Annotated in this window: 10 protein-coding genes; 4 read left to right on the top strand and 6 right to left on the bottom strand. The window is 62.9% G+C overall.

From position 1 onward, the window contains the following. Positions 1-45 precede the first annotated feature (45 nt). The 6 genes from AC3Z8Y_RS03885 to edd form a co-directional block, all read right to left on the bottom strand. Positions 46-1,332: an ABC transporter substrate-binding protein gene (locus AC3Z8Y_RS03885; RefSeq protein ID WP_181117124.1), complete on the bottom strand. Its 1,287-nt coding sequence runs from the start codon at positions 1,330-1,332 to the stop codon at positions 46-48. Positions 1,333-1,435: 103 nt separating this feature from the next. Next, positions 1,436-2,692, bottom strand: coding sequence for a D-mannose isomerase (locus AC3Z8Y_RS03880; RefSeq protein WP_490088535.1), 1,257 nt, complete (start codon positions 2,690-2,692; stop codon positions 1,436-1,438). Between the two features lie 118 nt (positions 2,693-2,810). Beyond that, positions 2,811-4,211, bottom strand: coding sequence for an ATP-binding protein (locus AC3Z8Y_RS03875; RefSeq protein ID WP_490089924.1), 1,401 nt, complete (start codon positions 4,209-4,211; stop codon positions 2,811-2,813). Positions 4,212-4,245: 34 nt separating this feature from the next. After that, on the bottom strand, positions 4,246-4,983 hold the full coding sequence (locus AC3Z8Y_RS03870; protein ID WP_490088534.1) for a response regulator: 738 nt from the start codon (positions 4,981-4,983) through the stop codon (positions 4,246-4,248). Positions 4,984-5,018: 35 nt separating this feature from the next. Then, positions 5,019-5,975 (bottom strand): glucokinase, encoded by a 957-nt coding sequence (locus AC3Z8Y_RS03865; protein WP_490088533.1) that lies wholly within the window; start codon positions 5,973-5,975, stop codon positions 5,019-5,021. Continuing rightward, positions 5,972-7,798 carry a phosphogluconate dehydratase gene (edd, locus tag AC3Z8Y_RS03860; protein WP_490088532.1) on the bottom strand — a complete coding sequence of 609 codons (1,827 nt, stop codon included), beginning with the start codon at positions 7,796-7,798 and terminating at the stop codon, positions 5,972-5,974. Before edd ends, AC3Z8Y_RS03865 begins: the two co-directional genes overlap by 4 nt. Before the next feature lie 261 nt (positions 7,799-8,059). Between edd and gap the strand changes: the two genes are divergently transcribed. The 4 genes from gap (at position 8,060) to AC3Z8Y_RS03840 (ending at position 13,252) form a co-directional block, all read left to right on the top strand. Next, positions 8,060-9,061 (top strand): type I glyceraldehyde-3-phosphate dehydrogenase, encoded by a 1,002-nt coding sequence (gap, locus tag AC3Z8Y_RS03855; RefSeq protein ID WP_490088531.1) that lies wholly within the window; start codon positions 8,060-8,062, stop codon positions 9,059-9,061. Between the two features lie 80 nt (positions 9,062-9,141). Next, complete coding sequence (locus AC3Z8Y_RS03850) at positions 9,142-9,657, top strand: RNA polymerase sigma factor (RefSeq protein WP_490088530.1); 516 nt, start codon at positions 9,142-9,144, stop codon at positions 9,655-9,657. 55 nt (positions 9,658-9,712) lie between these two features. Further along, positions 9,713-10,636: a FecR family protein gene (locus AC3Z8Y_RS03845; protein WP_490088529.1), complete on the top strand. Its 924-nt coding sequence runs from the start codon at positions 9,713-9,715 to the stop codon at positions 10,634-10,636. Between the two features lie 120 nt (positions 10,637-10,756). After that, positions 10,757-13,252, top strand: a complete 2,496-nt coding sequence (locus AC3Z8Y_RS03840; protein WP_490088528.1) for a TonB-dependent receptor — start codon at positions 10,757-10,759, stop codon at positions 13,250-13,252. Positions 13,253-13,295: the final 43 nt, after the last annotated feature.

Raw genomic sequence — 13,295 nt, 5'->3', positions numbered from 1 at the left:
CACCGCAGTCATGCTCGTGACCACGGTGCAGGTTGGCTCGGCAGGTTACTTGGCGCTTTTGATAGCGCTTGCCAGTTGCTTGGCAGCCGCGGCCGGGTCTGCACCCGGGTTGTTGATGTAGTTGGTGACTACGTCAAAGATCGCGCCCTGAACGGCCAGCGAGGTTGCCATGTTGTGCGCCATGCTCGGCTGCAGGCCACCGCTCTTGTCGTCGGCCAGGAAGTCCTTGGCCGCCTGTTGAGCGCAGCTGTCGAAGCCGAGTTTTTCCATGTCGTTCTGCATGTCGGTACGAACGGGGATCGAACCTTTGTTGATGCTGAAGACTTTCTGGAAATCGGTGCCCAACGCGACCTTGGCCAGGTCCTGCTGCGCCGCGATGTTGTTCTTGTCCTTGAGCAGGAACACCGCGAGGGAGTCGATGTTGTAGGTGAAGGCCTTGTCGGTGCCCGGGAACGGCACGCACTGGTAATCCTTGCCGGCTACCTTGTGCTTGGCGGTCCACTCGCTTTTGGCCCAGTCGCCCATGGCCTGCATGCCGGCCTTGCCGTCGATCACGTCGCCAGCGGCGAGGTTCCAGTCACGGCCCGCGCGGTTGGCGTCCATGTAGGTGGCGACTTTCTTGAGCTCGGTGAAGGATTTCACCATTTCCGGGCCGGTCAGGGTTTTTTCGTCCAGGTCCACGAAGGCTTTCTTGAAGCCATCGGCGCCCATCACCGAGAGCACAACGTCCTCGAAGACAGTGCTGTCCTGCCAAGGCTGGCCACCGTGGGCCAGGGCGATGAAGCCAGCAGCCTTGAGCTTGTCGCCGGCGGCGTAGAATTCTTCGAGGGTGGTAGGCGCCTTGGCGATGCCGGCCTTCTTGAAGACTTCCGGGTTGATCCACAGCCAGTTCACCCGGTGGATGTTCACCGGCACGGCAACGTACTTGCCTTCGAACTTCACGGTATCGGCGACTTTCTTCGACAGCAGCCCGTCCCAGTTTTCCTGTTTGGCAACGTCGGTGAGCGCGTCCGGGTTCAGCAAGCCGGTGCTGCCCCATTCCTGGATGTCGGGGCCTTTGATCTGCGCAACACCGGGCGGATTGCCGGCCATGGCGCGGCTTTTGAGCACGGTCATGGCAGTGGAACCGCCGCCACCGGCAACAGCGCCGTCCTTCCAGGTGAAGCCGTCTTTTTCTACTTGAGCCTTGAGTACATCAACAGCAGCCTTTTCGCCGCCCGAGGTCCACCAATGCACGACCTCGACGGTGCCTTTGCCATCGGCGGCATGCACAGCGAAGGGGAATAGCGTGGCGAGAGAAACAACAGCGGCGAGGCGATTGATCGCGTTCATCGAAGTACCTTTTTGTTGTTATGCATTGCAAGTCTGGCGCTTGCGCTGCGGGAAGTTTAAGCAGGGTAATTAGCGCAACGGGTAACGAAAGGACGTGCGTTTGTCACCAACCCGTGACATTCATCCCGCCACGGGCAACCGCGCTGGCCAGGCTCAAGGACAACGGCAGGGCTGGCAGCAGCACCGCCTGAAGCGCGTGATACAGGTCCGGCTTGCCGCCCCATACCTCGGCGCTGGGCCGGTTGCTGGCGTCGAGCTCGTGGTGCCAGCTTCCGTTTTCCAGGTCGATAAGAAAGCGCTCGGTGAAGTCCCAGAACACGCGGTACCACTGTTCGTAGTTGGGTTCGGCGGTACGCCTGAGCAGGGCCGCGGCTGCCGAGCTGGCTTCGGCGTGAACCCAATGCATGCGCTGACGTACCAGCGGCTGGTCGTCCCAATCCAGCGTATACACCAGCCCTGGCGCTCCATCTATGTGCCAGGCGGTACGGCAGGCGGTAGCGAACAGGCTTCGAGCGTCCGCGACTAACCATGCCGGCGCCGGCAGGCTCTGGCGCTCCAGCGCGGCTTCAAGATGCAGCAGCAACCGGGCCCACTCGAAGGCATGGCCGGGGGTGCTGCCATACGGGCGGAACGGGTCTGCCGGGCGGGACTGGTTGTAGTGCAGCGCAGGCTCCCAGTCGAGATCGAAATGCTCGACCACGCGATGGCCATTGCCCGCGGCATGCCTGTGGATAACCCGTTCGCTGATGCGCAAGGCACGCTGCAGCCACACAGCATCGCCAGTCACATCCGCCAGAGCCAGGAATGCCTCCACGCTATGCATGTTGCTGTTGGCGCCGCGATAAGCTTCTTCAGCGACCCAGGTTTGATCGAAGGATTCACGCATGGCGCCTTGCGCTTCACACCAGAACCGCTGCTCGATAACGTCCATGACCTTGGCCAGGAGCGCTTCGGCGCCGGGCCTGCGCGCCACCACCGCAGAGCTGGCGGCAAGGGCCACGAAAGCATGGAGGTAGGCGGCCTTGCCGGTATCTTGCGCGCCATCGGCAAGGGCGTACCAGCCGCCATGGGCGTGGTCCTGCAGGCAGCCTTCGAGCGCGACTATGCCGTGGTCGATCAGCTCACCGTAACCGGGCAAGCCGCTGAGGTGCGCCAACGCGAAACCATGGGTCATTCGAGTGGTGATGAGGGTTTGTGCTTGATCGCTCGCCAGCTGGCCACGCTCGTCAAGGGGGCCGAAGCCCTCCTCCAGCCGCGCTGCCCGGGCAAACCGCGCCAGCCTGCAGGCTTCGGCGCCAAGCCATTGCTGGTGCGCAGGCGCGGCCAGCCAGGTATTAAATTGGGGTTGGTGCCTTTCCATGGGAACCCTGTGCTTTTTATTGTTCGCGGGCCCGAGTGTAACCAAGACCCAAGCGCACCCGCGTAACGAAGCGGATCTGAAATGTCACCACTTCGTGACGTTCAACCCGCCTGAACGGTTACTGGCGTGGAAGGTACAACGTCACCCGCAACCCACCCTCGCGAAGGTTCTGCAGGGTCACTTCGCCGCCATGGCTGTGGGCGATATTGCGCGCAATCCCAAGCCCGAGGCCGTAGCCCTGCTGGTTGCTGGACAGGCGCACATGGGGTTCGAACACGGTTTCCAGGCGCTGCGCCGGCACCCCCGGCCCTTCGTCATCCACATGCAGCACAAACGCTTTGGCCGAGTCCTCCACGAACAGATGGGCACGGTCGCCGTACTTGAGCGCGTTGTCGATCAGGTTGCCCATACAACGCTTGAGCGCCAAGGGCTTGCCCCGGTACACCCGGCGCGCGCGGCCATTGACGGTCACCCGGCCGTTGCCCGCGGGGCCCAGATACGGCTCCACGAGGCAGTCGAGTACCTGGTTCAGGTCCACGCGTTCGATGTTTTCATGGATGTCGGTGTCCTTCACGCACTGCAAGGCGCCTTTTACCAGCAGGTCCAGCTCGTCGAGGTCGCGATTGAAGCGGGCATGCAGGGCTTCGTCTTCGAGCAGTTCCACGCGCAGGCGAAGCCGCGTGATCGGTGTGCGCAGGTCATGGGATATCGCGCTGAACAGCTGGCTGCGTTCGGTCAGGTACCGGCTGATGCGTTCGCGCATGGCATTGAAGGCCCGGCTCACCTCCACCACTTCGCTGCCGCCTCCCTCCGCCAGGGGCTGATCAGGCTCCGCACCCAGGGACAGCTCCCGCGCGGCACGGGCAAGCCGCTTGAGGGGCCGGCTTTGCCAGTGCACAAGCAACCCGATGAACACCAGCAAAAACGCGCTGGTCAGGGCGATGAACAGGAGCTGCTGGGCCGGCAGGCCTTCCTCGTCGAGGCTGGTATAGGGCTCGGGCAAGAGTGACGCGATGTAAAGCCACTCGCCGTCACCCAGGCGGATCTGCGTGACCATCACGGGCGGGTTCACGGGCTCCAGGGTCAGGGCGTAGTGCGCCCAGGAACGGGGAAGATCGTCCAGCGCCAGGCCGCTGTTGAAGATACGCAGGTCTTGAGGCGTGACAAATTGCACGGTCAGGCTCACCTGCTCGCCAAGCTGCTGATGCAGTACCGCCTCCACGGCTTCGATCACCGCCTGCCGACGTGGCGAAGGTTCAAGCACGCGCATGCTCAGCGGCTTGTCATTGAGGGAGACGAAAAACCGCGTGCCGCCCATGCTACGCAGCTGGTCCAGCACCAAGGGGCGATAGGCCAACGGCAGCGAACGGAAATAGCTCACGCTGGCCGACATCGAATGCGCAAGGCTACGGGCGCTGGTGACCAGCCCTTCAAGCTGGGTTTCGCGCAGTTGCGACAGCCAGATCACGCTGGACAACGCCTGGGCGAACAGAACCGCCAGGAGGGTAAGCAGCAGCATGCGCCCCAGCAGCGAGCGCGGCAGCGGTAGCCGCCTACGCCGCGACAACGTTGGCCGCCAGTAAGTAACCACTGCCCCGCACGGTGCGGATCAACCGTGGCGGTTTATCCGTATCGCGCAGGCGCTGGCGAAGGCGGCTGACCGCCATGTCAACGATACGGTCCAGGGGCATGGGTTCCCGCCCGCGGGTCGCGTTGCCAATGGTGTCGCGATCAAGAATCTGCTGAGGATGGTCAAGGAACAGCTTGAGCAGGGCGAAATCAGCGCCGGAGAGGATCACTTCCTCGCCGTCCACGTGGAACAGGCGGTGGCTTACAACGTCCAGCCGCCATTCATCGAAGGCGAGCAGCTCGCTGGTACGTTCGCTGCCAAATTGCGCCCGTCGCAGTAACGCCTTGATCCGGGCTTGCAGTTCGCGCGGGCTGAAGGGTTTGCCCAGGTAGTCGTCCGCGCCCAGTTCAAGGCCGACGATACGGTCGGCCTCATCGGAGCTGGCGGTGAGCATGATGATCGGCACCTGTGCCTGGCGGGGGTGCTGCCGGGCCCAGCGGCACAGGCTGAAGCCGTCCTCGTCGGGCAACATGATGTCGAGGATGACGAGGTCCACGCCGGCCGCGTTGAACGCTTCGCGAAAACCCTGGCCATCGCCGACCGCCCGTACCTGAAAGCCGGCACGGCCCAGGTAGGTGGTCAGCAGTTCGCGGATGTCCTGGTCATCATCCACCAAGAGGATGGTTTTTCCGGCAGTGGTCAAAGCGGCATTCCCCGTCATCCCGGGTCGTCGCCCGTTCGACGCCGATTAGACGCTTACAGCGGCCCTTCCCGCAAGGCCACTCCGGCCCCGATCAGGCCTGAGAACTCGGCGGTCACAACCCATACCGGCACATTTGAGAAATATCCGCTCATGCAGCCTTTGTCGCCGAAGCTTTCGTTGAAGCCGCTGGCCAGAAAACGCTCGATGAATTTCGGGATCACCCCGCCCACGATATACACCCCACCGAGCCCACCCACGGTAAGCACGTTGTTGCCAGCCACCCTCCCGAGGAAGCGGCAGAACTGATCGATGGTCTGCTCGGCCACGGGGTCGCCCGCCAGCGCCAGTTCGGTCACCTGTGATGGCTGCGCAGCTTTCACCGGGTGGTCGTCCAGGGCGCAGATTGCCTGGTACAGGCGCAGCAAGCCGCCGCCACTGAGGATGGTTTCGGCGCTTACATGGCCGATTTCGTCCTGGATGTGCTGGCGCAGGCTGGCTTCACGGGCATTGCCCACCGGCAGGTCCACATGGCCGCCTTCGCCTGGCAGGGCCATGAAATGGCCGCCTCCGAGGTTCAGCAAGGTGCCTACCCCAAGGCCGGTGCCCGGGCCAATCACCACGGCCGGGCGGCGCGGGTCGGCACGGCCTTCGCGCACGGTCCTGAATTCACCTTCCTGGAGCTGGGTCATGCCCAGCGCCATGGCGGTGAAGTCGTTGATCAACAGCAGGCGCTCCACCCGCAACGTGTTGCAGAAGGCTTTCTGGCTGAGCCGCCAGTGGTTGTTGGTGAAGCGGAACTCGTCGCCATCCACCGGCCCGGCAACCGCCAAGCACACCTGAGTGACCGCGCCCGCGGCCAGGCCCTGGTCTTTCAGGTACTGTGCAATGGCTTGCTCGGGGCTGGTGTAGTCGGCGGTGGAGAAAACCTGCACCGCGCGCATCGCATCGTTTTCCCACAGGGCGAAACGAGCGTTGGTGCCGCCGATGTCACCTACCAGTGCCAATGTCATTTAAGGGCTCCCAAAGCCGAGGTAAAGGCGCTGGCGCCCTGCTCGGCCGAGCTGAACGCCACCCGCATGAAACTGAACAGTTCACGACCGCAGCCCACGCTGCTGTCGATGGTTGGCACCGCAGGCTCGCGGGCAGCGAACTCGGCCGGATCGACCTTGAGCTCAAGGCTTCCGGTCGCGCCGTCGACGCGGATGATATCGCCATCGCGCACGCGGGCCAGCGGGCCACCGTCCACCCCTTCCGGGCAGACATGGATCGCGGCCGGGATCTTGCCCGATGCACCAGACATTCGTCCATCAGTAACCAGCGCCACCTTGAAGCCCCGGTCCTGCAGCACACCAAGGAAGGGCGTCATCTTGTGCAGCTCAGGCATGCCGTTGGCGCGAGGCCCCTGGAAGCGCACCACGGCTACCACGTCTCGCTCCAGCTCGCCGGCCTTGAACGCATCGGCCAGCTCTTGCTGGTCTTCGAAGACCCTGGCAGGGGCCTCCACTACGCGGAATTCCGGCGCCACGGCGGATACTTTCATTACGCCGCGGCCCAGGTTGCCTTCCATTACGCGCAGCCCACCTTCATTGGAGAAGGGGCGGCTGGCCGGGCGCAGGATCGCTTCTTCGAGGCTTTCCGAAGGGCCGTCGCGCCATACCAGCTTGCCATTGTCCAGGAACGGCTCGCGAGTGTAGGCGGCCAGGCCCTTGCCCAGTACGGTGTTCACATCTTCGTGCAACAGCCCGGCGCTCAACAGTTCGCGAATCAGGAACGCCATCCCGCCGGCTGCCTGGAAGTGATTGATGTCCGCTTTGCCGTTCGGATACACGTTGGACAAGGTTGGCACAACCTCGGACAGGTCGGCCATGTCCTTCCAGGTGAGCTGGATGCCCGCCGCCATGGCGATCGCCGGCAAGTGCAGGGTGTGGTTGGTGGAACCGCCGGTGGCATGCAAGGCCACGCAGGCATTGACCAGCGCGCGTTCGTCAACGATTTCACCCAGCGGCATGAAGTTGCCGCTCGCCTTGGTGATGCGCACCACTTGTTGGGCTGCTTCGACCGTGAGCGCCTCGCGCAGCGGGGTGTTGGGGTTGATGAAGGACGAGCCGGGCAAGTGCAGGCCCATGACTTCCATCACCAGCTGGTTGGTGTTGGCGGTGCCGTAGAAGGTGCAGGTGCCCGGTGCGTGGTAGGAATTCATCTCCGATTCCAGCAGCTCTTCACGCGTGGCCTTGCCTTCGGCGTAGCGCTGGCGAACGTCGGCTTTCTGCTTGTTGGAGATGCCAGACGGCATTGGCCCACCGGGCACGAAAATAGTCGGCAGATGGCCAAAACGCAGGGCGCCGATCATCAGGCCCGGGACGATCTTGTCGCAGATGCCCAGGCACAGGGCCGCGTCGAACATGTTGTGGGACAGCGCCACTGCGGTGGCCATGGCGATGGTTTCGCGGCTGGCAATCGACAGCTCCATACCCGGCTCGCCTTGGGTCACCCCGTCGCACATGGCCGGCACACCACCGGCGAACTGGCCTACCGAGCCCATTTCCCGCAAGGCGGCCTTGATCACGTCGGGGTAACGCTCGTAGGGCTGGTGGGCCGAGAGCATGTCGTTGTAGGCCGACACGATCGCCACGTTCGCCGCGTTGAGCAGGCGCAGTTGGTGCTTGTCCTCCGCGCCGCAACCGGCCACGCCGTGGGCAAAGTTCGCGCATTGGAGCTTGCCGCGCTGAGGCCCTTCGGTCGCGGCGGCGCGGATCATGGCCAGGTAACGCTCGCGCGTGGGGCGGCTGCGTTCGATCAGCCGTTCGGTAACCTCGAGGACGCGGGGATGCATGTAGGACTCCAGGCTTTAAGTGGGACCGTTATCGGGCGCCGCAGCGGATCGTCCTGGGGTGAAACTTTCAACTTAACTGCCAGGGGTCGATCAAAAGACAGAGCCGTACCGGTCACGCGTTGTAGATAAAACAAAATTCTGCCATCAAAAAGGCTTGTTTTCTATTTCTATGCGAATAATCTTGTAATTCCAACAACAAAACAGATTTGGTGATTCGGATTCCTCGGCTGGAGCGTTCACAATCTGACAGTAGGTAAAGCCATGACCATTCGCATCGCAATCAACGGTTTCGGCCGCATCGGTCGAAATGTCCTCCGTGCACTGTATACCCAAGGCTACCGCCAGAACCTGCAAGTCGTCGCCATCAACGATCTGGGCGACAGCGCCATGAACGCGCACCTGCTCAAATATGACACCGTGCATGGCACATTCGACGCGACCGTCGAGCACGATGAGCAAGGTTTGAGCGTGAACGGCGACCGGATTGCCGTTTCGGCCATCCGCAACCCGGCTGATCTACCGTGGAAAGCCCACAACGTGGACGTGGTGTTCGAATGCACCGGCCTGTTCACCGACCGTGAGAAGGCGGCGGCGCACCTCACCGCAGGCGCCGGCAAAGTAATCATTTCCGCCCCGGCCAAGGGTGCCGATGCCACCGTGGTCTATGGCGTGAACCATCACATCCTCACCGCCGAGCACAAGGTGATCTCCAATGCGTCCTGCACCACCAACTGCCTGGCACCGGTGGCACAGGTGCTGGACCGTGAACTGGGCATCGAGCAAGGCCTGATGACCACGATCCATGCCTATACCAATGACCAGAACCTGATCGACGTTTACCACACCGACCCGTTCCGTGCGCGCTCCGCTACCCACTCGATGATCCCCAGCAAGACCGGCGCCGCCGAAGCGGTAGGCCTGGTGTTGCCGGAGCTCAAAGGCAAGCTGACCGGCATGGCCGTGCGGGTGCCGGTGATCAACGTGTCGGTGGTAGACCTTACCGTGAACGTGAAGCGCGACGTGACCGCCGAGGAAGTGAACGCCCTTCTGAAGAAGGCCGCCGAAGGGTCGAAGGTGCTGGGGTACAACACCCTGCCGCTGGTGTCGTGCGACTTCAATCACAACCCGCTGTCGTCCATCTTCGACGCCAACCACACCAAGGTGATCGGGCGCATGGTGAAAGTGATGGCCTGGTACGACAACGAATGGGGCTTCTCCAACCGTATGCTCGATAACTGCCTGGCTCTGTGTAACGCCAGGTAATGGTTCCCACGGGGGGCCAGCTTGACCCAGGCAGCAGATGAGAAGCATTATCATCCGCTGCCAAGTGGTCAGGTCGCCCCGTGAACCCCTCTCGTCTGGATACCGTATTTCTTCGCCAACGCCTCAGCCTGCTTCGCACGCTCCAGGGCCTGGTCCGCAATGCCAGCGTAGCCGAGGACCTGCTCCACGAAACCTGGCTCAGGGTTTCGCGTGCGCTGGCCGAGCGCCCCGTCGATCATCTCGAACCCTTCGTGTTCCAGACCGCTCGCAACCTGGCGCTCGACCACCTGCGCGCCCAGCGCCGTCACGCCCGGGTGATGGAAACCGAACTACCCGAGCATGCCTTGCACAATGTGGCCGAGGAACGCAGCAGCGCGGAGGACGCGGCCTATGCCGAACGGCTGCTGCGCCGCCTGAGCACAGAGGTGGCTGGCTTTACGCCGCGACAGCGCGAGATTTTCGTGCGCAACCGCCTTCACGGCCAGCCCTGCCCTGCTATCGCCAATGAACTTGGGCTTTCCGCCAGCACCGTCCAGAAAGAACTCAAGCACATCATGCTTGTATGCCTGCACGCTACAGGGCACGGCAGTGAGTAGTCGCCCGCGTGATCAGCGCCTAAGCTGCGGGCATCGAAACCCGGAGAAGCACCCGATGACCGACGCATCGCCCGGCAAGGCCCTGGAAGAGGCCGTGGAATGGATGATCGTCCTGCAAAGCCCTACGCCTGCGCAGTGCCGGGCCTTCGATGCCTGGCTGGCCGAAAGCCCGCAGAACATCGATGCCTATTCCAAGGCGTGCGCGGCCTGGAACCATGAGGCCGTGGAGCACGTGGCACAGGCGCTGGAAGTGCCCCGAAACGCTGTAAATCCCCGGCCTTCACGCAGAGGCCGATGGCGCTATGCGGTCGCGGCCGCGCTGGTTGTCGGTGTAGCCAGCTTGAACAACCTGCCGCTGCGGCTGCAGGCCGACCACCTCACCGCAACGGGAGAGCGGCAGCGGTTCGACCTCAACGACGGCACCCAGGTGGTGCTCAATACCGACACGGCCTTGTCCAGCGATGGCCAGGAGGGCAAGCGCTCGGCGCACCTCTACCAGGGCGAGGCGTGGTTCGACGTACCTGGGCGCGCCCGCCCATTGGAGGTGCAAGCCGGCCCTCTGGTGGCACATGCCAATGGCAGCACGTTCACCGTACGCCTGTTGAAGGGCGAAACCCGGGTGCAGGTGGCGCGTGGCGAAGTGCAACTGGAAGGCGCCCGGCAGACCCTCAATGTGCCTGCGGGCATGGGTGTAAGCCTCGATGCTTCGGGTTTCAGCCGCCCTGCCCCACTGCATCCGGACGAAGACCTCGCCTGGCTGCGAGGGCGGCTGGTGTTCGTTGACCGCCCCTTCAAACAAGTGCTTGCAGAGCTCAGCCGTTATTACCCTGGCTGGATCGTGATGGCAAACGATGCCCTTGGCGAGCGGCGTATCACCGGTAATTACAATGTGCAGGATCCCGCCGCCGCTCTTCGTGCGCTGGCTCAAGTCACTGCGGCGAGCCTTCAGGAGCTTCCTGGCGTGATGCTGCTGAACTGAACCCCTCACAGCCCGCGTACCCTTTCATAGCGGGCTCCAACTTTTTTTTACGCGTTTACGTCGTTCGTTCGTCTCGTCTTCTTGCCAATGCAAATTATTCGCATCAAGACGGAGCCTTTCATGCATCATCCCCTGCTTCCCGGCGCCCTGTTTGCCCTCACGGCCGCGCTAAGTACCGTAGCCCATGCGCAACCTGGCGACAGCCGCGATTTTCGCATCGCTCCACAGCCACTGCCCGCGGCGCTCAATGCCTTCAGCCTGGTTACCGGCTGGCAGTCCGGGCTGCCGGCGGAGCTTGGCCAAAATGTGATCTCCAGCGGCGTAACCGGCCACTATGCCCCCGAGGAAGCGCTGGCCCAGTTGCTCAAAGGTACCGGGCTGTCCTATCGCAAGGTCGGGGACAATTCGGTGGTACTTACGCGTCAGGCCGCAGTCGAGCTGGCGCCCGTCACCGTGAGTGCCACCCGCCGCGCGCAGGCCGTTACCGAGGTACCCGCGAGCGTGAGCGTGATCGAGCGGCAAAGCCTGGATCGGGACAACGTCAATACCATCCACGATGCCGTGCGCTACGAGCCCGGCGTGAGCGTGGGCGGTGCCGGGCAGCGTTCCGGGCTCACCGGTTACAACATCCGAGGCATCGACGGCGATCGCATCCTTACCCAGGTGGATGGCGTGGCGATTCCGGAAAGCTACTTCTTCGGCCCTTACGCGCAAACCCAGCGCAACTACGTAGACCCCGAAATCATCAAGCGCATGGAAATCCTGCGCGGCCCCAGTTCGTCCCTTTACGGCAGCACAGCCATTGGCGGCGCCGTGAGCTATTACACGCTCGACCCCGGGGACATCATCAAACCCGGAGAAGACCTGGGCGCACGGCTCAAGGCCGGTTATAGCTCCCGCGACAACAGCTGGCTCAAGGCCGGCACCTTCGCCGGGCGCCATGGGGATTTCGATGGCCTGCTGCACCTGAGCCAGCGCGACGGCCATGAAACGGAATCCTACGGGGATAACCACGGCACAGGCTTGGCCCGCACGGCAGCCAACCCTGAAGACGTACATAGCACCAGCGTGCTGGCCAAGGCTGGCTGGAACTACGCCGATGACGGCCGCATGGTGCTCACCTATGAGAAATACAAAAGCGAGACCGAAGCCGACATCAAAAGCGCGGTTGGCGGCCCGTTCACCGGTGGCTCAGGCCTGGGCATGTACCGCTCGCGCAACACCGATGACACCCTTACCCGCGAACGCTTCGGTATCGCCCACAGCTTCAGCCTGAACAGCCTGCTGGCGGACGAAGCCAAGTGGAGCCTGAACTACCAACTGGCCAAGACCGCCGAGCAGACCGACGAGCTGTATGTCCCCTTTACCCGTCAGGTGCTGCGCCACCGCGATACAACCTACAAGGACCGCCAGTGGATTTTCGACGGCCAATTGGAGAAAGCCTTCACCCTCGGCCTCACGGACCACGACCTTACCTACGGCGCAACGCTTAAGCGCCAGAAGGTAACCGGGTTGCGTTCCGGGTACGGCACCTGTGTGGCCAATGGGTTGAACTGCAGAGCGGGCAGCCCGAGTGCCGGTGATTACCTGGCGCCGGAAAGCGACTTTCCAGACCCGACCGTGGATACCTTCAGCGTGTTCGCACAAGATGAAATCCGCGTGGGCAACTGGTCATTCCTGCCCGGGGCGCGCTATGACTACACAAGGCTCAAGCCACACCTCACGGATGAATTCCTGAACACCATCACCGCTACCGACACCACGTTCAGCGACGAAACGAAAACCTGGCACCGCCTGTCCCCCAAGCTGGGCATTACCTATGCGTTTACGGACAACACGAGCTGGTATGGCCAATACGCCGAAGGTTTCCGCACGCCCACCGCCAAGGCGCTTTATGGTCGCTTCGAGAATGCCGCTGGCGGTTACCGGGTAGAGCCCAACCCCGACCTGGAGCCAGAAAAAAGCCGCAGTTTCGAAACGGGGCTGCGCGGCTACTACGATGCGGGCAGCTTTGAACTGGCCGTGTTCTACAACAAATACCGCGACTTCATCGACGAAAACCGCCTGCAGGGTGGCTACGACGCAGTCACCTTCCAAAGCAGCAACATCCGCCGTGCCAGCATTCGCGGTGTAGAGCTCAAGGGCCGCTTGAACCTGGACCGTTTCGGCGCGCCGGAGGGGTTCTACAGCCAAGGCTCGCTCGCCTATGCCCGGGGGCGCAACGACGATACCGGCCAGCCTATCAACAGCATCAACCCGCTCACTGGCGTGCTTGGGCTGGGTTATGAACAACCGCGCTACGGCGGGCTGATGAGCTGGACGCTGGTCAAGCGCAAAACCCGAGTCGATGCCAGCAGCTTCAACACCCCCGATGGCGGCACGCTCTTCAAGACGCCGGGGTTCGGCACGCTGGACCTCACCGGCTACTACAAGCTCAGCGACGACCTGACCGTGAACGCCGGCCTGTACAACCTGACCGACAAGAAATACTGGCTGTGGGATGACGTGCGCGGCTACGACAGCGTGGGCGAAGCGGCAGTAACCGCACCCGCAAACCTGGACCGCCTCACCCAGCCCGGCCGCAACTTCTCCGTCAACCTGGTGTGGGACATCTGACACCCCTGCCGGGCCGCCTTCCTGCGGCCCGGCGCTTTCGAAT

Source organism: Pseudomonas sp. 3MAES_34.3B, assembly GCF_058145875.1.
This window is presented reverse-complemented; position numbering and strand designations above follow the sequence as displayed.